General features: G+C 73.7%; 18 protein-coding genes and 1 pseudogene. 14 read left to right on the top strand and 5 right to left on the bottom strand.

All coding sequences use genetic code 11. From position 1 onward, the window contains the following. Positions 1–129: 129 nt before the first annotated feature. Positions 130–357: a hypothetical protein gene (locus OHA86_RS28205; protein ID WP_329179664.1), complete on the top strand. Its 228-nt coding sequence runs from the start codon at positions 130–132 to the stop codon at positions 355–357. Between the two features lie 87 nt (positions 358–444). Next, entirely contained in the window at positions 445–2,055 is a 1,611-nt protein-coding gene (locus OHA86_RS28200) for a hypothetical protein (RefSeq protein WP_329179662.1), read from the top strand. A gap of 127 nt (positions 2,056–2,182) precedes the next feature. Here the strand turns inward: OHA86_RS28200 and OHA86_RS28195 are convergent, their stop codons facing one another. Continuing rightward, positions 2,183–2,536: a HesB/IscA family protein gene (locus tag OHA86_RS28195; protein WP_033176230.1), complete on the bottom strand. Its 354-nt coding sequence runs from the start codon at positions 2,534–2,536 to the stop codon at positions 2,183–2,185. A 271-nt stretch (positions 2,537–2,807) separates the two neighbouring features. Here OHA86_RS28195 and nadA point away from each other — a divergent pair, with 271 nt between their 5' ends. Next, positions 2,808–3,983: a quinolinate synthase NadA gene (gene nadA, locus OHA86_RS28190; RefSeq protein WP_329179660.1), complete on the top strand. Its 1,176-nt coding sequence runs from the start codon at positions 2,808–2,810 to the stop codon at positions 3,981–3,983. Positions 3,984–4,024: 41 nt separating this feature from the next. Beyond that, positions 4,025–4,894, top strand: coding sequence for a GNAT family N-acetyltransferase (locus OHA86_RS28185; RefSeq protein ID WP_329179658.1), 870 nt, complete (start codon positions 4,025–4,027; stop codon positions 4,892–4,894). Positions 4,895–4,960: 66 nt separating this feature from the next. Here the strand turns inward: OHA86_RS28185 and OHA86_RS28180 are convergent. The 3 genes and pseudogenes from OHA86_RS28180 to OHA86_RS28170 form a co-directional block, all read right to left on the bottom strand. Continuing rightward, positions 4,961–6,028 (bottom strand): annotated as a pseudogene (locus OHA86_RS28180) (sensor histidine kinase); the annotation flags it as partial. A gap of 92 nt (positions 6,029–6,120) precedes the next feature. After that, complete coding sequence (gene pspAA, locus OHA86_RS28175; protein WP_329179654.1) at positions 6,121–6,399, bottom strand: PspA-associated protein PspAA; 279 nt, start codon at positions 6,397–6,399, stop codon at positions 6,121–6,123. A 137-nt stretch (positions 6,400–6,536) separates the two neighbouring features. After that, complete coding sequence (locus OHA86_RS28170) at positions 6,537–7,328, bottom strand: PspA/IM30 family protein (RefSeq protein ID WP_329179652.1); 792 nt, start codon at positions 7,326–7,328, stop codon at positions 6,537–6,539. A 196-nt stretch (positions 7,329–7,524) separates the two neighbouring features. On the opposite strand from OHA86_RS28170, the gene OHA86_RS28165 reads away from it, so the two are divergent. From OHA86_RS28165 to OHA86_RS28155, 3 genes are all read left to right on the top strand, one after another. Then, positions 7,525–8,112: a DUF3043 domain-containing protein gene (locus OHA86_RS28165; RefSeq protein ID WP_329179650.1), complete on the top strand. Its 588-nt coding sequence runs from the start codon at positions 7,525–7,527 to the stop codon at positions 8,110–8,112. A 68-nt stretch (positions 8,113–8,180) separates the two neighbouring features. Further along, positions 8,181–8,954, top strand: coding sequence for a class I SAM-dependent methyltransferase (locus OHA86_RS28160; RefSeq protein WP_443072026.1), 774 nt, complete (start codon positions 8,181–8,183; stop codon positions 8,952–8,954). 241 nt (positions 8,955–9,195) lie between these two features. Further along, the gene (locus tag OHA86_RS28155) at positions 9,196–10,266 is read left to right on the top strand and encodes a S1C family serine protease (RefSeq protein WP_329179649.1); all 1,071 of its coding nucleotides are present in this window, start codon (positions 9,196–9,198) and stop codon (positions 10,264–10,266) included. A gap of 39 nt (positions 10,267–10,305) precedes the next feature. Here the strand turns inward: OHA86_RS28155 and OHA86_RS28150 are convergent, their stop codons facing one another. Then, entirely contained in the window at positions 10,306–10,512 is a 207-nt protein-coding gene (locus OHA86_RS28150; RefSeq protein WP_329179647.1) for a hypothetical protein, read from the bottom strand. A gap of 160 nt (positions 10,513–10,672) precedes the next feature. Here OHA86_RS28150 and OHA86_RS28145 point away from each other — a divergent pair, with 160 nt between their 5' ends. From OHA86_RS28145 to lpdA, 7 genes are all read left to right on the top strand, one after another. Further along, positions 10,673–11,875: a bifunctional adenosylcobinamide kinase/adenosylcobinamide-phosphate guanylyltransferase gene (locus OHA86_RS28145; RefSeq protein ID WP_329179645.1), complete on the top strand. Its 1,203-nt coding sequence runs from the start codon at positions 10,673–10,675 to the stop codon at positions 11,873–11,875. Positions 11,876–12,506: 631 nt separating this feature from the next. Continuing rightward, positions 12,507–13,613 carry a nicotinate-nucleotide--dimethylbenzimidazole phosphoribosyltransferase gene (gene cobT / locus OHA86_RS28140; protein ID WP_329179643.1) on the top strand — a complete coding sequence of 369 codons (1,107 nt, stop codon included), beginning with the start codon at positions 12,507–12,509 and terminating at the stop codon, positions 13,611–13,613. A gap of 70 nt (positions 13,614–13,683) precedes the next feature. After that, positions 13,684–15,435 carry a phosphatidylglycerol lysyltransferase domain-containing protein gene (locus OHA86_RS28135; RefSeq protein ID WP_329179641.1) on the top strand — a complete coding sequence of 584 codons (1,752 nt, stop codon included), beginning with the start codon at positions 13,684–13,686 and terminating at the stop codon, positions 15,433–15,435. A 67-nt stretch (positions 15,436–15,502) separates the two neighbouring features. Beyond that, positions 15,503–16,162, top strand: coding sequence for a hypothetical protein (locus OHA86_RS28130; RefSeq protein ID WP_329179639.1), 660 nt, complete (start codon positions 15,503–15,505; stop codon positions 16,160–16,162). 62 nt (positions 16,163–16,224) lie between these two features. Next, positions 16,225–17,022 carry an adenosylcobinamide-GDP ribazoletransferase gene (locus tag OHA86_RS28125; protein ID WP_329179638.1) on the top strand — a complete coding sequence of 266 codons (798 nt, stop codon included), beginning with the start codon at positions 16,225–16,227 and terminating at the stop codon, positions 17,020–17,022. A 631-nt stretch (positions 17,023–17,653) separates the two neighbouring features. After that, complete coding sequence (locus OHA86_RS28120; RefSeq protein WP_329179636.1) at positions 17,654–19,162, top strand: leucyl aminopeptidase; 1,509 nt, start codon at positions 17,654–17,656, stop codon at positions 19,160–19,162. Between the two features lie 243 nt (positions 19,163–19,405). Then, positions 19,406–20,794: a dihydrolipoyl dehydrogenase gene (lpdA, locus tag OHA86_RS28115; protein WP_329179635.1), complete on the top strand. Its 1,389-nt coding sequence runs from the start codon at positions 19,406–19,408 to the stop codon at positions 20,792–20,794. The last annotated feature ends 42 nt before the right edge of the window (positions 20,795–20,836 follow it).

The raw sequence follows: 20,836 nt of genomic DNA, 5'->3' as shown, positions 1-20,836 counted from the left end.
GGCAAACCGCGGCCCGGCCGGGACATCCAAGGATTACCCGCCGTTCCCGCTGGTGAACCCGGGGGACGCGGCGGAACTACCCGATAGTAGGGCTTTCTCCCCGGCCGGGCCGTGCCTAGGGTCGGGGGTATGAGGTCTACCCCGCGTACCACGGCTCCCCCGTCCCCCTCCGCCCCGCTTCCGCTCGCGGAGCCGGATTCGCTGGAGCAGCTGATCGGCGACTCCCGGCGGATGGCCGCGCACTGGCGCGTCCCGGCACTCGGTGAGCGGGCCGTCACCCCGGCCGGCCTGCGCGGCATCACCGTTCCTGCGGCGTCGGCCCATGTGGTGGCCGGCATGGCGGAGTTCGGCGACTGACCCGCGCGACAGGCCCGGGGGAACCGGTTGACTGCCGGCCACGTCTCATCAGCACCTGACGGTTGACGGAACCGAGGAGTGTGCGCGGTGAGCGATCGCGACGACCATGAGGTCCATGAGACCGGTGCGGGCCACCACCCGGCCGGAGCGGACGACGACATCCTCGTCGACGGGTCCACGGACGGGCACGACGGCGAACGGCCGCCGCGCGGGCGACGGCTGACGGTGGCACTGGTGGCCGCCGCGGTGCTGGCGGCGGCCGGCGGCGGCGCGTACTGGGCGGTGTCGGCGGACGGCGGCGGGAAGACCGTGAGCAGCCGGCCAGGTCCTTCCTCGTCCGGCCCGGCCGCCGCGCCGCCCGGCCAGGTCACCGCGGGGCCGGCCGGCGGCGACTACCGGCTGACCGGCACCCTGCCGAAGAACGGCCCGAAGTCGGCGCCGCTCTACCGGCCCGACAGCGGCGCCGACCGGGCCGCGGTCGGCCGGCTGGCGGCGCTGCTGGGGCTGCCGGGGCCGGTGGTGGACGACCACGGCTCCTGGCGGGTGGGCGCGGCGGACGGTACCGGGCCCGCGCTGCTGGCGAGCCAGGCCGCGCCCGGCACCTGGTCGTACGCCCGCAACGGGCAGGGCGTGCCGGGCGCCGCCACGATGGTGCCGCCCGCGCTGCCGAAGGTCCCGCCGCCCTCCGCAGGCGGCGCCGCGGACGGCGGCCCGGCCTCGCAGAAGGCGACCGGCCCCGCCCCCGGCACGGGCACCCCGGCGGTCCCCGAGCAGCAGGCGGAAACGGCGGCGGCGCCCGTGCTCGCCGAACTCGGCCTGTCGGACGCGCGGATCGACGCGACCAGGACGGCGGCCTCGATCCGTACGGTGACCGCGGACCCGGTGGTCGGCGGCCTGCCCACGCACGGCTGGGACACCGGCCTGGACGTCGACCCGAACGGGCGGCTCGTCGGCGGGCACGGCCGGCTGTCGGGGCTGGCCAAGGGCGAGAGCTACTCCGTGATCAGCGCGGACCAGGCGTTCAAGGAGCTGTCCTCGGCCCGGGTCATGCGTCCGGACTCCTGCAAGGTGCCGATGCCCGGCAGCGGCACAGCGCGGCAGCCCGGCGGGAATGCCGCGTCCTCGGCCGCCCCGCCCACCGTGCCGGGCCAGGACAAGACGCTGCCGCACTCACTGCCGTGCGTGGCACCGCAGGCGCCGCCGACCGACATCACGGGCGCGGAATTCGGCCTGGCCACGCAGTTCGCACCCGGCGGCGACGCCCTGGTACCCGCCTGGCTCTTCACGGCGGTGCCGCAGGGGGCGGCCCAGGGGTCGGTGATCGCCCAGCAGGCGGTGAACCCGGCGGACCTCGGGGGCAGCGGCGGCGGCAGCACGGCGCCGGGCGGACCCTCGCCGGTCCCGCCCGCGACTCCCCCGGCCGCGGACGGGGCGCACCGGGCGACGGTGTCCGGCTACCGGCTGCAGGGCAGCTCCCTGACGCTGACCTTCTGGGGCGGGATCTGCCAGACGTACACGGCCTCCGCGGCCGAGAGCGGCGGCCAGGTGCGGGTATCGGTGACCGGCAAGGACAAGACGCCGGGCGCGCCCTGCGCGGCGGTCCTGAAGGCGCAGACCGCGTCGGTCCGGCTGGACCGGCCGCTCGGCGGCCGTACGGTCGTGGACGCGGCGAGCGGCGCGGCGGTCAAGGGGTCCTGAGCGTCCGGCCGCCGAACCGTACGGGGGTCGGCTCGGCTGCGGGACAAGGAAGCGGCGGCACCCCGCTCGGGGGTGCCGCCGCTTCGTGCTCCGGCCCGCTGGGGACCGGGGCCCGGCCCGTACGGACTCAGTGGAAGGAGTCGCCGCAGGCGCAGGAACCCGTGGCATTCGGGTTGTCGATGGTGAAGCCCTGCTTCTCGATGGTGTCCACGAAGTCGATGGAGGCGCCGCCCAGGTACGGGGCGCTCATCCGGTCGGTGACGACCTTGACGCCGCCGAAGTCCTTGACCACGTCGCCGTCGAGCGAACGCTCGTCGAAGAAGAGCTGGTAGCGCAGGCCCGAGCAGCCGCCGGGCTGGACGGCGACCCGCAGCGCGAGGTCTTCGCGGCCCTCCTGCTCCAGCAGGCTCTTCACCTTGCCGGCGGCGGCGTCGGACAGGAGGATGCCGTCCGTGGTGGTGGTCTCGTCCTGAACCGTCATCTGCTTCACTCCCGGGTTGTACGGACTACTGGCTTACCGACTGCTAACCGGCGCCCTTCCGGATTCATTCCGGCCGGGTCGAGCGAGTCCGCGGTGTCTTCGTCCCCACCATGCTCGCACACGGCCGCCCGCGCGCGGCGGCGATGGACGAATGCGTCACATCGACAGGACCGGGCATCGTCAATCTGACGCGAACGGGCTATGATAGATAACGTCAAGTAGACGAAAAGGTCTGCGCTGCAGAGAGCCGCAAAGAAAGGGCGTCCGGCCCGTGACCACCACCACAGAACCTCTGGACGTAGAGCCCACCCCGCTCGCGCTGCTGCTGCTCGGCCGCGAATCCGACCCGCGCAGCGAGCGCGGCGTGGACTGCCCCGGTGACCTGCCGGCGCCCTCCGATCCGCACCTGGTGGAGCGCGCCAGGGCCGCCAAGGCCCGGCTCGGCGGGAAGGTCTTCATCCTCGGCCACCACTACCAGCGCGACGAAGTGATCGAGTTCGCCGATGTGACCGGTGACTCCTTCAAGCTGGCCAGGGACGCGGCGGCCAGGCCGGAGGCGGAGTACATCGTCTTCTGCGGTGTCCACTTCATGGCGGAGTCCGCCGACATCCTCACCTCGGAGCGCCAGCAGGTGATCCTGCCCGACCTGGCGGCCGGCTGCTCGATGGCCGACATGGCCGGCGCGGAACAGGTCGCCGAGTGCTGGGACGTGCTCGCCGACGCAGGGATCGCCGACATCACCGTCCCGGTGTCGTACATGAATTCCTCGGCCGACATCAAGGCCTTCACCGGCCGGCACGGCGGCACGATCTGCACCTCCTCCAACGCGCGGCGCGCGCTGGAATGGGCCTTCTCCCAGGGCGAGAAGGTGCTCTTCCTGCCCGACCAGCACCTGGGGCGCAACACCGCGGTACGGGACCTGGGCATCGCGCTGGAGGACTGCGTCGTCTACAACCCGCACAAGCCGGGCGGCGGGCTGACCCCCGAGCAGCTGCGGGACGCGAAGATGATCCTGTGGCGCGGCCACTGCTCGGTGCACGGCCGCTTCTCGCTGGAGTCGGTCGAGGACGTCCGCGCCCGCATACCCGGCGTCCAGGTGCTGGTGCACCCCGAGTGCAAGCACGAGGTCGTCACGGCCGCCGACCACGTCGGCTCGACCGAGCACATCATCGCGATGCTGGACGCGGCCCCCGCCGGCTCGGCCTGGGCGATCGGCACCGAACTGAACCTGGTGCGCCGGCTCGCCAAAGCGCACCCGGACAAGCAGATCGTCTTCCTCGACAAGACCGTCTGCTTCTGCTCGACCATGAACCGCATCGACCTGCCGCACCTGGTGTGGGCGCTGGAGTCGCTGGCCGACGGCAAGCCGGTCAACCGGATCGAGGTCGACGCCGAGACCGAGCACTTCGCCAAGCTGGCCCTGGAACAGATGCTCGCCCTGCCGTAATCCCCCTCCCGGCCGATGCCGTACGGGGCAATGATGGAGCGGTGATTCTTCGACCGGTTCGTGACGACGAGGAGGACGCCGAAGTCGTGCGGGAGGTCACCGCCGCCGCCTTCGGCGCCCCACACGTACTCAAGGGCGACCCGACGGACGCCCCAGGCTCCGTGGCGGCCGAGCGCGGCAGGACCCGCCATCTGGCCAGGACCGACCCGGGCGGCTGCTGGATCGCCCAGGACGAGGCGGCGGGCCCGGTGGGCGCGGTGCTCTCCTCCCGGCGTGAGGGCACCTGGGGCCTGTCGCTGCTCGCGGTGACGCCCGGCGCGCAGGGCAAGGGGGTCGGCAAGGCCCTGATGGCGCGGGCGCTGGTGCACGGGCGGGCCTGTCTGCGCGGCGTCATCTGCGGCTCGCGGCACCCGGCCGCCGCCCGTACGTACCGCAGGGCCGGCTTCACGCTGCACCCGGCGATGCGGCTGACCGGGGTGGTCGATCCGGCGGGCCTGGCGCCGCTGGACGGCGCCGTGCACGCGGGCACCGTCAGGCACCGCGACCTGATGGACTCCGTCGACCGCCGCACCCGCGGCGGCGCCCACGGCCCCGACCACGAGGAACTGCCGCGGCACTTCCGGCTGTTCGTGGTCGACGACCTGGCCGGCAGCGGCTACTGCTACGCCGACGAGCGCGGGGTCGAACTGCTGGCGGCGACCTCCAGGCGGCTGGCCACCCGGCTGCTGACCGCGGCCCTGGTGAGCATGCCGCAGGGCCGCCCGGTGCGGATGGCAGGGCTGACCGCGGAGCAGGAGTGGGCGGTGGACGTCGGTATCGCGGCGGGCCTTGAGATCTCCAACGCCGGCTATGTGTGCCTGCGCGGGATGCGCCCGCCCAATCCGTACATCCCCTCGCAGCTCTTCCTGTGACCACGGACCCCTCGGTGGGTCCGCGCTCCTGACCCCGGGCGGTTCCGCCGGGAGCGGGCGCCGCGGTCAGCCGCACGCGCCGTCCGCGGGGGCGGACGCGGGGGCCGCCGCCGGGGCCGCCTGGTGCTGGCGGTGGGTGCGCGGCGGGACGGACAGCGGCAGCCGGACCCAGACCCGGAAGCCGCCGCCGGGACGGACCCCGGCCTGGCAGACACCGCCGAGCGCGCTGGCCCGCTCGTACATCCCGAGCAGGCCGTGCCCGCCGCTGCCGCGCTCGGTGGGGCGGCCGGGGCAGGGGACGCCGGGCGGCACCTGCGAGCTGCCGTCGCCCGCCGCGTCCGGCCGCGGCAGGCTCGGCGCGGGCAGCAGCGACTCCGCGGTCCCCGGCGCCCCGTCGTCGTCCACCATGACCTCAAGGGCCCCCGGGTCGCGCCTGATCCGCACGATCGCGCCCGCGCCGGGCCCCGCGTGCTTCTGGACGTTGGTCAGCGACTCCTGGATCACCCGGTAGGCGGTGAGGTCGACGCTGGCCGGCAGCGGCCCCCGCGGGAGCGGCGCCGGATCGCCATTGGCGCGCTCCTCGAAGGTGACCCGCAGCCCGGCCCGCCGGAAGCCGTCGAGCAGCTGGTCGAGCAGATCGAGCCCCGGGGCCGGCTCCATCGGCGCCGCCGGCTCCCCCCGCTGCCGCAACAGTCCTACGGTGGCCCGCAGTTCGTCCAGTGCGGACCGGCTCGCCTCGCGTACGTGCGCCAGCGCCTGCTTGGCCTGGTCGGGACGGCGGTCCATGACGTGGGCGGCGACGCCGGCCTGCACATTGGCCAGCGCGATCTGGTGGGCGACGACATCGTGCAGTTCGCGGGCTATCCGCAGCCGCTCCTCCGCGACCCGGCGCCTGGCCTCTTCCTCGCGGGTCTGCTCGGCCCGCAGCGCCCGCTCCTCGATCGCGGCGGCATAGGCGCGGCGGCTCCGCACGGCGTCGCACGCCGCCGCGGCGGTCCCGGCCCACGCGAAGACGGCGATCACCCAGCCGTCGGCCCAGTGCCGCACCACGAGCAGCGTCGAGAGCGCGCCGGCGAGCAGCAGCACCGCCCACAGCACCCTGCGGCGCGGCACGGCCGGCCACCGGGCGGGCCGCCCTGACGCCCTCCTGGGATGCTGCACGGCAGCCACTGTATTGCGGCGCACGGTCCGCACCGATCGCACCGGAAGACCGGTCCGCAGCGTCTCTAGCCCGGGATCAGGCCGTCGTCCTTGAGCATGGCCCTGACCTCGTCCAAGGTGGCGTCCGCCGTGGGGAGGATCAGCTCGGACGGTGCCAGCGCGTCATCCGGAAGCGGCTCGCCCAGCCGGCGGACGGAGTCGAGCAGGGCGCCCAGCGTCCGCCGGAAATCCTCCTCGTCACCGGCCTCCACTGCGGCGAGCAGCTCATTGTCCAGCTCGTTCAGCTCGGTGAGGGCGGCGTCCGCCAACCTCACCTGGCCCTCCCCCATGATCCGCGCGATCATGACGGCCTCCTCCGTTGCGGCTCCATTACGGCATTACGGCCGGGCATCACTGCCGGTGACCGCGTGCCGGGTGGCTGCTGCCGGCGCGACCGCCGGCGGGCCGCCTCGGCCTGCCCTGCTGCTTGCCTACTGCTCGCTCACTGCTTGTCGAACCGCGGGGTGTCCTGCGGCTGGCCCTGCGCGTCACGGCCGCCCTTGCCGCCCTCGATCGCCTGCTGGGGGCTGCCACCGGCCAGCTCGGCCTTCATCCGCTGCAGCTCCAGCTCGACATCGCTGCCGCCGGAGATCCGGTCCAGCTCGGCCTGGAGGTCGTCCTTGGCCATACCGGTCGGGTCGTCCAGGGCGCCGGAGGCGATCAGCTCGTCCAGCGCTCCCGCGCGGGCCCGCAGCTGCTCGGTCTTGTCCTCGGCACGCTGGATCGCCATGCCGACGTCGCCCATCTCCTCGGAGATGCCGGAGAAGGCCTCGCCGATCTGGGTCTGCGCCTGGGCGGCGGTGTAGGTGGCCTTGATGGTCTCCTTCTTCGTACGGAAGGCGTCCACCTTGGCCTGCAGGCGCTGGGAGGCGAGTGTGAGCTTCTCCTCCTCGCCCTGCAGCGTGGTGTGCTGCGTCTCCAGGTCGGTGACCTGCTGCTGCAGGGCCGCCCGCCGGGAGAGCGCCTCACGGGCCAGGTCCTCGCGCCCGAGCGCGAGCGCCTTGCGGCCCTGGTCCTCATACGTCGCCGACTTCTTCTGCAGCTCGGTCAGCTGCAGTTCGAGCCGCTTGCGGGAGGTGGCGACATCGGCCACACCCCGCCGTACCTTCTGCAGCAGCTCCAGCTGCTTCTGGTACGAGTAGTCAAGCGTCTCGCGCGGGTCCTCGGCCCTGTCCAGGGCCTTGTTGGCCTTCGCGCGGAAGATCAGTCCCATCCGCTTCATGACACCGCTCATGGGCCTCGCGCGCCCCCTTCTCCGGCAACTGCTCCAGCACCTCTACAGACCCCAGCCTACGGGCCTTGGTTCCATTACCGCACTGTTCAGACCCGGATGCGCTCATCCGCAAGGACGATCACGGTTCGGTGACCCCATGCCCAGGTAGTACGCAGGGGGCTGGGGTCGGGCGGCGGAAGCACGTAACCTGGGAGACGTGTTCCGACGCCGTTCCCCAGATGAGCAGTCCTCGACCACCACTGCGGTGCTCGACAAGGACCAGCCCCGCGACCCGCAGGCTCCCAAGGGTCGCCCCACGCCCAAGCGCAACGAGTCCCAGCAGCAGCGCCGCAAGGCCGCCAGCACCCCGACCGACCGCAAGTCCGCCACCAAGGCGGCGCGCGAGGCCCGCCGGGTGGACCTGGCCAAGCGCCGCGAAGCGCTGGCCAACGGCGACGAGCGCAACCTGCCGGCCGCGCACCAGGGCCCCGTACGCAGGTTCACCCGCGACTACGTGGACTCCCGCTACCGGGTCGCCGAGTTCTTCCTGCCCATGGCGGTGCTGATCCTGATCGGCAGCCTCATGCCGGCGGTGCAGACGCTCTCGCTGTTCCTGTGGGTGCTGGTGATCGTGCTGATCCTGGTGGACTCGGTGATCACCGGCTTCGCGCTGCGCCGCCAGCTGGCCAAGCGCTTCCCCGACCAGAACACCAGGCGTGCCGTCACCTACGGCCTGATGCGGACGCTCCAGATGCGCCGGATGCGGCTGCCCAAGCCGCAGGTCCAGCGCGGCGCCAAGCTCTGAACGCGTACGTCCCCGGCGGACCCCCCGCCCCGGGCGCGGGCGGATTCCACGGCGGCGCGGACACCTGGCTGGCCAACCTCGGCGGGCTGCGGAACACCGTCCGGCAGGAGCTGGTCGCGCGGCAGCTGGACGAACGGCTCGCCGCGCACTTCCCGCCCGCCTCCGGCGCCCACGCCGTCCGGCGGCTCCGGGTGCTGGACATCGGCCCCGGGCAGGGCACGCAGGCACTGCGGCTCGCCCGCGCCGGGCACCTCGTGACCGGCCTTGAGGCCGATCCGGCGATGCTGGGTGCCCTGCGGGCGGCGGTGGCGGCGGAGCCGGACGACGTACGCGGCCGGCTCGTCGTGCTCCAGGGCGACGGCCGCGAGACCGGCCGGCACTTCGGGCCGGCGTGCTTCGACGTGGTCCTGTGCCATGGGGTGCTCATGTACGTGCCCGACCCCGAGCCGATGCTCGCCGCGCTCGCCCGGGTGCTGGCACCGGGGGGCCTGCTGTCCCTGGTCGTACGCAACGGTGACGCGCTGGCCATGCGCCCCGGCCTGCTCGGCGACTGGTCCTCCGCGCTGCGGGCCTTCGGCTCCGACGGCTACGTCAACCGGCTGGGGCTCGCCACCCGAGCGGACCGGCTGGCGCCGCTGACGGCGACGCTGGCCGGGATCGGGGTGCCGCTGCACACGTGGTACGGGGTGCGGGTCTTCACCGACACCGCGCCGGACCACGCGGTGGTCCCCGCGGACCCGGGCGCCCTGGCGGCGCTCCTCGACGCCGAGGAGGCGGCGGGCCGCGCCGATCCCTACCGGGGGGTGGGCGCGCTGCTGCACGTCTGCGGTCTGCGCGCCTAGGCTTCCGCCCCCTCCGGCCCTCCCGGCCGCGCCAGGCTGCCCCCGGACCTTCCCCGGGTGGGCCGGTCGCGCAGTTCCCGGCGCCGCTGGGTGATTGCCCTCGCGGCACTTCCGCGCCGCCGTAGCGGCCGATCGCCCGCGCCCCCTCCGGGACACCGCCGTGAGCGGCTGTCACCCCGGGAACGACCCGATTGGACGCCGACGGCGAGTGCCGGGGCGGGCGGAAAGCCACAATTTGCGCATGAGTTCATCGCGCAGCACGTCACTACTGCCCGGCGCAGCCGCCTGCGCCCTGCTGGCGCTGGCGGCGACCGCCTGCAGCTCCGGCGGAGCCGAAAAGGCCTCCTCCCCCGAGGCCAACGTCAGAGAAGTCGCGGCGAGCGGCGGCACCGACCTGCAGACCGCGTACCAGAACACCGTCAAGGACGTCCTGCCGTCGGTCGTCCAGATCACCACCCAGCAGGACCTCGGCTCCGGCGTCGTCTACGACAGCAAGGGCGACATCGTCACGAACGCCCATGTCATCGGCAATGCGAAGACCTTCCAGGTGTCGCTGGCCACCGGCGGCAGCCCGCTCAGCGCGAAGCTCGTCTCGTCCTTCCCCGCCAACGACCTCGCCGTGATCCGGCTGACGTCCCCGCCGAAGGGCCTCAAGCCCGCCGACTTCGGCGACTCCGCCAAGGTCGGGGTCGGCGAGATCGTGCTGGCGATGGGCAATCCGCTCGGCCTGTCCAGCAGCGTCACGCAGGGCATCGTGTCGGCGACCGGCCGTACCGTCAGCGAGAGCGGGTCGGGCGGCGGCACCGGGGCGACGATCCCCGACATGGTGCAGACGTCCGCCGCGATCAACCCGGGCAACAGCGGCGGCGCCCTGGTCAACCTCGGCAACCAGGTGATCGGCATCCCCACCCTCGCCGCGACCGACCCGCAGTTCGGCAGCGGGGCCGCGCCCGGCATCGGCTTCGCGATCCCGTCGTCCACGGTGAAGCGGATCGCCGACCAGATCATCAAGAACGGCAAGGTCACCGACTCCGGCCGGGCCGCGCTCGACGTGACCGTACGCGGTGTCGTCGACCAGAACCAGCAGCCCGCGGGCGTCGCGATCGTCTCGGTCACCAAGGGCGGCGCCGCCGCCAAGGCCGGGCTGCGGGCCGGTGACGTGATCACCAAGGTCGGCAGTACGCAGATCACCAGCGTGCAGTCCCTCACGGCCGTGCTGGCCGCCGTCACCCCGGGCACGAAGGTGCCGGTGACCTACGACAGGGACGGTGCGACCAAGACGTCCCAGGTGACGCTGGGCTCGCTGGGGTGAGGCGGGGTGCGTCCCCCGCGGGCGCGGGGGACGCACCGGTCAGGCGTCGGCGTGCAGGCTCATCGGGCCGTAGATCTTCGTGTCGCCGTCGGACAGGACGACCTGGTCCGCGCCGCCTTCGACCAGGTCCTTCCAGACCTCGCCGAGCCAGGACTCGGCGTCGCCCTGCGTGGTGAATTCCTCGGGCTGCACCGCGGGCTCCACCTCGGTGCCGTCGGCCTTCTCGAACCGCCACGTCCACGCCATGTATGTCTCCTCGGTACAGAGTCCGTAAGTCCGGAAGTCCAGGGTCCAGGGTGCTGCGGGGGCCTGCCAAGGCAGCGTAACGGCACAGGGCGGCGGTGTGGCTGTCGCCACATGGCGGACCCCGCGCGCCCCGCGGGCCGCGACGCGAGACGATCGTGCCGTGGAAGCGACTCTGCTCGGCACCGCGGGGCCCGAGGGCCTGCCGATCCCGGACTGCCCGTGCGCGGCCTGCGCTCTCGCCGTCGGAGCGGGCGGGCGCGCCCCGAGCGCCGTCCTGGTCGACGGCGTGGTGCTGCTCGACCTGACGCCGGGCGTGGCCCTGGCCGCGGCCCGCGCCGGGCGCAGCCTCGCGGGGCTGCGCCTCGTGCTGCTCTCGCACCCGCACGACGGCCCCGCGGTCGAGATCCCGGCCGGCCTGCCCGCGCCCACCCGGGTGCCGGACGGGCAGCGGCTCACCCTGATCACCGGCCACAAGGTGCGGGCCGTCCCCATGGACGCGCCCGGCACGGGTTACGCCGTCGAGTCGCCCGACGGCCTGCGGCTGCTGTACGTACCGCCCGGCTGCTCACCGGCCGGCCTCGACGGCAGCGACGAACCGCCCTACCACCTGGTGCTGCTCGACGCGGTCGGGCGGCCCGACGCGCTCGCCCGGCTGCGGGCGGCGGGCGCGGTGACCCGTACGACCGACGTCGTCGCCGTCCATGTCGGCCACGACGCGCCGCCGCAGCCCGAGCTGGGCCGGCGGCTGGCCGCGTACGGCGCCAGGGCCGTGCCCGACGGGACGACGCTGGTCGTCGGCGACTATCACGCCGTGCCCGATGTACCGCGGCGCACCCTTGTGCTGGGCGGCGCCCGCTCCGGCAAGTCCGCCGAGGCCGAGCGCCGCCTCGCCGCTTTCCCCGACGTCCTCTACGTCGCCACCGGCGGTACCCGCGAGGGTGACGCCGACTGGGCCGACCGGGTCGCCCTGCACCGTGAGCGCCGCCCGGTCGGCTGGCGCACCCTGGAGACCCGCGACCTCCTCCCGCTCCTCGCCGACGCCTCCGGGCCGCCCGTGCTCATCGACTGCCTCGCCCTGTGGCTCACCGGCGTCCTCGACGCGGCGAACGCCTGGGACGACGATGTCTGGCGCAATGGGGGTGCGCGACGCGTGCGGGCTCGCGCCGCTGAGCTCGCCGCGGCGTGGCGTGCGACCCGTCGCACCGCCGTGGCCGTCTCGAACGAGGTCGGGTCGGGGGTCGTCCCCGCCACCCCGGCGGGGCGTCGCTTCCGCGACGAGCTGGGGCGGCTCAACGCTGCGATGGCGGCGGAGTCCGACCACGTCCTCCTCGTCACGGCCGGCCTCCCCCTCCCCCTCCGCTAGCCCATCCGCCCATGGCCGCATCCCCGCAGGGGCGCGAGGAACTGCGCGACCAGCCACGATGCCGCGCGCTGTCCGCCCGGCGGGACGTGCCCCGCAGGGGCGCGAGGAACGGCGCGAGCACCCCACCACGACCGTCACGTGCGGACGGACCGCACCACCCCAGGGGCGCGGGGAACTGCGCCCCCAGCCCCCACCGGCGCGCGGGTCGTCACCGACCCGAAGGGTCACTTCGGTCCGATCCGGACCACCGGCCGGTGGACGGCTGAGCGCGCAGTTCCCCGCGCCCCTGGTGGGCACCCCCGCCGAAGGGGAACCGCCAGACCCCCCGCCCCCGGCGGAAGCGCACCCACCGACGCAGCCGGCACCCCAGCCCCGCGCCAGCGGAGAGGCACCCCCTGACGCAGGCGAACCGCCAGAACCCCAGCCCCGCGCCAGCGGGAAGCGCACCCACCGACGCAGCCGGCACCCCAGCCCCGCGCCAGCGGAGAGGCACCCCCCGCCGAAGGGGAACCGCCAGACCCCCCCCCGCCCCGCGCCAGCGGAGCGGCACCCCCGAGCCCGCGCCGGCGGAGGGGTGGGGCTGGAGGCCCCAGAGAGCCGGGCCAGGCCGGTGGACGGTACTGTTCGGCGCGTGAGTGGCATCGAGCTCGACGACTTCGGCTCCCTCGTGGAGCGCCCCGACGCAAGCCCGCGGCGCGACTCGGCGGAGAGGTGGCAGGCCCTCGTACGGCCCGCCGAGGGCCTGGGAAAGACCGCGGAGTTGGCGGACTGGCTGGCCGCCGTACAGGGCGTCGTGCCGGTACGCCCCCTCACCTCCCCCCGCGTGCTGCTCTTCGCCGCCGACCACGGCATCGCGGAACGCGACGTCTCGGCCAGAAAGCCCGGCACGGCAAGTGCCCTGGCGCGGGCCGCGATCGACGGCACGGCCCCGGTGAACGTGATCGCCCGCCGGTTCGGCGTACCGGTCGACGTCATCGACATGGCGCTGGACTGCGATCCGGCGGACCTGCCCGGCGAGGTGACGGCGTATCGGGTGCGCCGCGGCTCGGGGCGTATCGACGTCGAGGACGCGCTGACCCGGGAGGAGGCCGAGCAGGCCTTCCGCACCGGGATGGACCTGGCGGACCGGCACGCGGACGCCGGCACCGACCTGGTGCTGCTCGGCGACCTGAGTGTCGGCGGTACGACCCCGGCCGCCGTGCTGATCGCCGCGCTGTGCGGCACCGACGCCTCCGTGGTCACCGGCCGCGGATCCGGCATCGACGACCTGGCCTGGATGCGCAAGTGCGCCGCGATCCGGGACGCGCTGCGCCGGGCGCGCCCGGTGCTGGGCGACCAGATCGCGCTGCTCGCCACCGTCGGCGGCGCCGACTTCGCCGCGATGACCGGCTTCCTGCTCCAGGCGGCGGTACGCAAGCTGCCGGTGGTGCTCGACGGAGTCGTCGGCGCGGCGTGCGCGCTGGTCGGCCAGCGCGTCGCCTTCCGGGCGCCGGACTGGTGGCTGGCCGGCCACGCCACCGGCGAGCCGGGCCAGGCCAAGGCGCTGGACCGGGTCTCGCTCGACCCGCTGCTCGACCACGGCATCCGGGTGGGCGGCGGCGTCGGCGCACTGCTCGCGCTGCCGCTGCTCCAGGCCGCGGCGGCCCTGTCGGCCGAACTCCCCCCGGAAGCGGGAACCGTGGAGGAGGCGGCCGGGGAAGCCGCCGAGGAGCCCTCGGAGGAGGCCGCGGAGGCGTAGCCCCCGCACCTTCCCGACACGCCGGAGCGTAATGTCTTAAATCAGACAATACGCCCTATGCTTCCCAGGCATGGGAACCGGCAGCGCGGGGGCCGGCCGTGGTCCACGGCCAGGACGTCGCCTGGCGCCGCGCGCCGCGCTGTTCACCGTCTGGTACCTGCGTGCCGTGGCCGCGCTGAATTTCCTCGGCGCCTTCTGGGTGTCCTTCGGCGCCGACATCCGGCGGCACAATGCGCAGGACTACTTCACCCCGTATCTCCTGACGGCGGGTTACACCTCGGGCGCCGTCGCCCTCTTCCTCGCCGTCACCATGCGACGCCGCAAGCGGGCCGCCTGGATCCTCAACCTCGTGCTGTGCGGCCTGTTCCTCGCCGCGCTGGCGCTGAGCATGGTGTGGCCCGACATCTACGAGCACGCCCAGAACTGGGTGTCGCTCGCGCTGACCGGCGCCTTCCTGGCCGCGCTGCTCGTCGGGCGGCGCCGATTCCGCGCCACGGGCGACCCCGGCAACCCGTGGCATGCCGCGATGGTCGCCGCCGTCGGCCTCGTCCTGGCCGCGCTCATCGGCACGGCCCTGGTCTCGGCGACCGACTCCCAGCACGTCGCCACCTTCGGCGACAGCTTCGGCTACGCCCTGCTGCGGCTGGTCTCGCTGGTCCCGGACGACAGCGCCTTCATGACCCTCTCCACCCCCGGCTGGGTGGACGTGGCGATCAACGTCATGAGCACCCTGCTCTTCCTCCTGGTCCTCTTCGTCGCCTTCCGCTCCCCGCGCGGCACGGCCTTGCTGTGCACCGAGGACGACGCGCGGCTGCGCACCCTGCTCGACAAGTACGGCGAGCGCGACTCCCTCGGCTATTTCGCGCTGCGCCGCGACAAGAGCGTGATCTGGTCGCCGAGCGGCAAGTCCGCCATCGCCTACCGGGTGCTCGGCGGGGTCTCGCTCGCGTCGGGCGACCCGATCGGCGACCCCGAGGCCTGGCCCGGCGCCATCGACGCGTGGCTGAACGAGGCCAGGGACCACGCCTGGGTACCGGCCGTGATGGGCGCCAGCCAGGAGGCCGGCACCGTCTACGCCCGGCACGGCCTCGACGCGCTCGAACTCGGCGACGAGGCCATCGTGGAGACCGCCGGCTTCAGCCTCGACGGCCGCGCGATGCGTTCGGTCAGGCAGGCGCACAACCGGGTCGGGCGGTCCGGCTGCGCCGTACGCGTCAGACGGCACGCCGACATCCCGCCGGCCGAGCTGACCGCGCTGCTGGAACGCGCCGACGACTGGCGCGACGGGCAGACGGAACGCGGCTTCTCCATGGCGCTCGGGCGGCTCGGCGACCCCGCGGACGGGCAGTGCGTGATGGTCGAGTGCGCGGACGGCGAGGGCAGGCCGCGGGCGCTGCTGAGCTTTGTGCCGTGGGGGCCGCACGGCCTGTCGCTCGACCTCATGCGGCGCGACCGCGGCTCGGACAACGGCCTGATCGAGTTCATGGTCATCGAGCTGATCCAGCGGGCCGGCGAGCTGGGGGTCGAGCAGATCTCGCTGAACTTCGCGATGTTCAGGTCGGTCTTCGAACGCGGCTCGCGGCTCGGCGCCGGTCCTGTGCTGCGGCTGTGGTACTCGCTGCTGACGTTCTTCTCACGCTGGTGGCAGATCGAATCGCTCTACCGCGCCAACGCCAAATTCCGGCCGATCTGGGAGCCCCGCTATGTCCTCTTCGGCAAGTCGAGCGAACTCCCGCGGATCGGTCTCGCCGGCGCCCGCGCGGAGGGCTTCCTGGGCGTACCCCGGCTTCCCGCGCCGCTCGGGCGGCGGCAGCCGCGGTGAGGCCCGCTCGGGCCGTGGCGGGGGCGCCGGCGGTGACGGCCGCCGGGGCGGGCGGGGGCACGGGGTGATGCGGCTGTTCGGCGAATTAGCTGCGGTGCTCGGCGACACGGGGCGGGAGCTGCGGGCACGCGGGGCGCGGGCCGTCCCGGTCACCCTCACCGCCTGCGCCGGCATCCTCGTGCTGCAACTGCTCCAGCACGGGCGCGGCACCAGCGGCTGGGTCGAGCGGCTCGGCGGTGTCTACGCCAGCCTGCCCTGGTGGCAGGCGCTGCTGCGGACGCCCCTGTCGGTCTTCCTGCCCGATCCCTCGCTGCCGATGTGGGGGCTGGTCCTCCAGGTCGTGGTCGTCTTCGGCATCGCGGAGATTACGGTGGGGCCGCGCCGGACCCTCGCGGTCGCCCTGCTCGCCACCCTGGCCGGCACCTGCTTCGCCCGCTATTCGCTGTGGGCGGGACCGCACTGGCCCTTCGGCCTGCCCGCGCACGACCTCCTGGTCCGCGACACCGGGCCGTCCGCGGCGGTCGTCGCGCTCGGCGTCCACGTGGCGCTGCGCTACCGGGCGTGGTGGACGACCTCCGCGATCGTCCTCGCGATGGTGGTCGAGGTCGTCTCGCTGCCCAACCTGGCCGGTTACGAGCATCTGGCGGGCGTGGCCCTGATCCTCTCCCTCTCCGCCTGCGCCCCCGTCCGATCCCCCGGGACCCGGCCCGGGGCGGTGGGGCTCTGAGCCGGACTCTGACGGCGGACTCTGACGGCGGGCTTCGCAGGTGGGGCGGATAGCCTCGCGCGGTGAGTGATGACAGCCTTCCCCCCGCTTCGGCCCGGGACGCCCTGCGGTTCGCCTTCGGCACGCTCACCGTCGTGCCCGTGCGGCTCACCCGCTGGGACCGGGGCGCGGCTCGCGGCGGCATGCTCGCCGCGCCGCTCGTGGGAGTCGTCGTCGGGCTGGCCGCCGCCATATGCGGCGGGCTGCTCGTGGCGCTCGGCGCGGGGCCGCTGCTCGCGGCGGTCGGCGCGGTGGCGGTGCCCGCCGTCCTCACCCGCGGCCTGCACCTCGACGGGCTCGCCGACACCGCGGACGGGCTCGGCTCCGGCAAGGGGGCGGAGGACGCGCTGCGGATCATGAAGCAGTCGGACATCGGGCCGTTCGGGGTCGTCGTCCTGGTCTTCGCGCTGCTCGCGCAGGTCGCGTCCGCCGCGGCCTGTTACGGGCACGGGTGGGTCTACGGCGGTGCGGCCGCCGTGCTTTCCGCGGTGGCCGCGCGGGCGGCTCTGGTCGTGGCGTGCCGGCGCGGGGTGCCGGCGGCGCGGTCCGGCGGGCTCGGGGCGGCTGTCGCCGGGGTGGTGCCGGGGGGGCTGGCGGCGGTGGTGGTGGGCGTCTGTGCGGGGTTCGCTGCCGCGGGGGGGCTGGGGTTCGGCGGGTTCACGGCGGTGCGGTGCGGGGTGGCGGTGCTGGTCGGGGTGGGGGGTGGGGTGGTCGTGGTGGGGAGGTGCCGGCGGCGGTTCGGCGGGGTGACGGGGGATGTGTTCGGGGCGGTTGCCGAAGTGGGGGGTACGGCTGCGTTTCTTGTGCTCGGGCTGCGTTGATCGGTTTTCTCTGCCCGCCCGCCCACCCATGGGGGTACCCCCGGGCGAAGCTCAGGGGGAAGGTTTTTTTCGGGTGCGGGTGCCGGTGGTGGGTGGGGTCGCTGCCGCTCCGGGGGTATCTCCTCGGACCGCGCACCTCGGCTCTGTGCAAACGTTCCTGCGGGAGTTGTGCGCAGTCCTGCGGGGACACCCCCGGATCGTCCCCTCCGCCGCCATCGGCGTCCGCAGACCCGTGGGCGGGTGAGGTGGGGGGCCGAGCCGGGGGCACCGCCCGCCGCACCCTCCCCCGAGGACGCTTTTGACCTGCCCGGCACACCATCACCCGCGGGCGGGCTGTCGCCGACGCTGCAGCATCACCGCTGGGAGACCGTTCCATGCCCGCACGGGCGAGCGAAGGTGCCTCCAGGCGAAGCCCAGGGGGAGACGCCCCGCGCCGCCAGGCGCGGGCACAACCCACGGGTGGGGACCTGCCGACTACGTCGCACCCCGCAGGGGCTCAGCGTAGGCTCGGCGCAGCCGATGGGCACCGCGGACGCCCCGAGGATGTGGCGGAATACGATGCGGGCACGGCCCGGCCGGGCCATCCACCGGCCTTCGACAAGGACCTCGACCGAATAGGACCTAAGCCACCGTGACAGCTCTGACACTCAGTACCTCCGCCGCCGCAGCGCTGCGCGCGGACGCCGTCGTCGTGGGGGTGAGCAAGGCCGCCAAGGGCGGCCCGCAGCTCGCCCCAGGGGCGGAAACGGTGGATGCCGCGTTCGGCGGCAAGCTCGCCTCGACGCTGGAGACGCTCGGCGCGGTCGGCGCCGAGGGCGAGCTGACCAAGCTCCCCGCCCCGGACGGCGTAAAGGCCGCGGTCGTGGTGGCGGTGGGCCTGGGGGACGCGCCCGAGGAGGGTGCGGGGTTCGACCCCGAGGCGCTGCGCAAGGCCGCGGGGACCGCAGCCCGGGCGCTGACGGGAGCCAAGAAGGCGGTGTTCGCGCTGCCCGCGGGCGACCCGGCGCAGGTCGAGGCGGTCGCGGTGGGCGCGCTGCTCGGCGCGTACGCGTTCACGGCGTATCAGGCCGACTCGGGCAAGGGCCCGCTCGGTGAGGTCGCCGTGGTGGGGGCCAAGCCGCGCGACAAGGCGTACAAGGCGGCGGCGGAGCGGGCGACCGCGGTGGCCGAGGAGGTCAACCGGGCGCGCGACCTGATCAACACCCCGCCGAACGACCTGAACCCGAAGGCCTTCGCCGCCGCGGTGCAGACCGCGGCCAAGGAGTACGGCCTGAAGGTCGAGGTGCTGGACGAGAAGGCGCTGCTCAAGGGCGGCTACGGCGGCATCATGGGCGTCGGGCAGGGCTCGGCGACGCCGCCGCGGCTGGTGCGGGTGGCGTACTCGCACGCCAAGGCCACCAGGACGCTGGCCTTCGTCGGCAAGGGCATCACGTACGACTCGGGCGGCATCTCGCTCAAGCCCCCGGGGCACAACGAGACGATGAAGTGCGACATGAGCGGAGCCGCCGCGGTCTTCTCCGCGGTCGTGGCGGCGGCCCGGCTGGGCCTGGCGGTCAATGTGACCGGCTGGCTGGCGCTGGCCGAGAACATGCCCGGCGGCGGCGCGACCCGCCCCGGCGACGTCCTGAAGATGTACAGCGGCAAGACGGTCGAGGTGCTGAACACCGACGCCGAAGGCCGCCTGGTGCTGGCCGACGCGCTGGCCAGGGCGTCGGAGGAGGCCCCGGACGCGATCGTGGACGTGGCCACGCTGACCGGTGCGATGGTGCTGGCGCTGGGCGACGGCCGGTTCGGGATCATGGCGAACGACGACGGTTTCCGTACCGCCGTGCACACCGCGGCGCTGGCCGAGGGCGAGGACTCCTGGCCGATGCCGCTGCCGCAGCAGCTGCGCAAGAGCTTCGACTCCCCGACCGCGGACATCGCCAACATGGGCTCGCGCCCCGGCGGCGGCCTGGTCGCCGGGCTCTTCCTGCGGGAATTCGTCGGCGAGGGCATCACGTGGGCGCACCTGGACATCGCGGGCCCGGCCTTCAACGAGGGCGGCCCGTTCGGCTACACCCCCAAGGGCGGCACCGGCTCGGCCGTACGCACCCTGGTGGCGCTGGCCCGGCGGACCGCCGAGGGCGACCTGCTCTGATCGGGCGACGGCCGCTCCGGCGGTGAAGATCGGGTGAGATGTGTCACGTGCGGCCCCCGGCGACATGCCGGGGGCCGCACGCGGTGTTCCCACGGGCAGGCCCGGTGGCCCGCTTGCCCCTGAGAAGTGCGAAGATGTTGTCTCGGCACGACAGGGCCCCCTTTAAGACAAAGCGGCCGAACCAAAGCCGCCGCCCGGTCATGGTGGACCGGCTCCGGCGAACCCATGCATGGAGGACGTGACGTGGCGAACGACGCCAGCACTGTTTTCGACCTAGTGATCCTCGGCGGCGGCAGTGGCGGCTACGCAGCCGCGCTGCGTGCTGCGCAGCTGGGACTGGACGTCGCCCTGATCGAGAAGAACAAGCTCGGGGGCACCTGTCTGCACAACGGCTGCATTCCCACCAAGGCGCTGCTGCACGCCGGTGAGATCGCGGACCAGGCTCGCGAGAGCGAGCAGTTCGGCGTGAAGGCCACCTTCGAGGGCATCGACATCGCCGCCGTCCACAAGTACAAGGACGACGTGATCTCGGGCCTCTACAAGGGCCTGCAGGGCCTGGTGGCCTCGCGCAAGGTGACGTACATCGAGGGCGAGGGACGGCTGTCGTCCCCGACCTCGGTCGATGTGAACGGACAGCGGATCCAGGGCCGCCACGTGGTGCTCGCGACCGGTTCCGTACCGCGTTCGCTGCCCGGGCTGTCCATCGACGGCAACCGGATCATCTCCTCGGACCACGCGCTGACCCTCGACCGGGTCCCGCAGACCGCGATCGTGCTGGGCGGCGGTGTGATCGGCGTCGAGTTCGCCTCGGCGTGGAAGTCCTTCGGCACCGACGTGACCATCATCGAGGGTCTGCCGCACCTGGTGCCGGTCGAGGACGAGAACAGCTCGAAGCTGCTGGAGCGGGCCTTCCGCAAGCGCGGCATCAAGTTCAACCTGGGCACCTTCTTCCAGAGCGCCGAGTACACCGCCGACGGTGTGAAGGTGACGCTGGCGGACGGCAAGACCTTCGAGGCCGAGGTGCTGCTGGTCGCGATCGGCCGCGGCCCGGTCTCGCAGAACCTCGGGTACGAGGAGCAGGGCGTCGCGATGGACCGCGGCTTCGTCCTGGTGGACGAGTACATGCGGACGAACGTGCCGACCATCTCGGCCGTCGGCGACCTGGTGCCCACGCTCCAGCTCGCGCACGTCGGTTTCGCCGAGGGCATCCTGGTGGCGGAGCGGCTGGCCGGCCTCAAGGCCGTGCCGATCGACTACGACGGTGTGCCGCGGGTGACGTACTGCCACCCGGAGGTCGCGTCCGTGGGCATCACCGAGGCCAAGGCCAAGGAGGTCTACGGCGCCGACAAGGTCGTGACGCTCAAGTACAACCTGGCGGGCAACGGCAAGAGCAAGATCCTCAAGACCGCGGGCGAGATCAAGCTCGTCCAGGTCCGCGACGGTGCCGTCGTGGGCGTCCACCTGGTCGGCGACCGGATGGGCGAGCAGGTCGGCGAAGCGCAGCTGATCTACAACTGGGAGGCGCTGCCCGCCGAGGTCGCGCAGCTCATCCACGCGCACCCGACGCAGAACGAGGCCATGGGCGAGGCCCACCTCGCCCTCGCGGGCAAGCCGCTGCACTCGCACGACTAGGTCCACCCTCCACCACGCCACCCATCCGCACAGATCGTGAGG

The sequence above is a fragment of the Streptomyces sp. NBC_01477 genome, assembly GCF_036227245.1.
In the GTDB taxonomy this organism is placed as follows: domain Bacteria; phylum Actinomycetota; class Actinomycetes; order Streptomycetales; family Streptomycetaceae; genus Actinacidiphila.
Note: the sequence above shows the minus strand (reverse complement) of the source record. Positions and strands in the feature narration are given on the sequence as shown.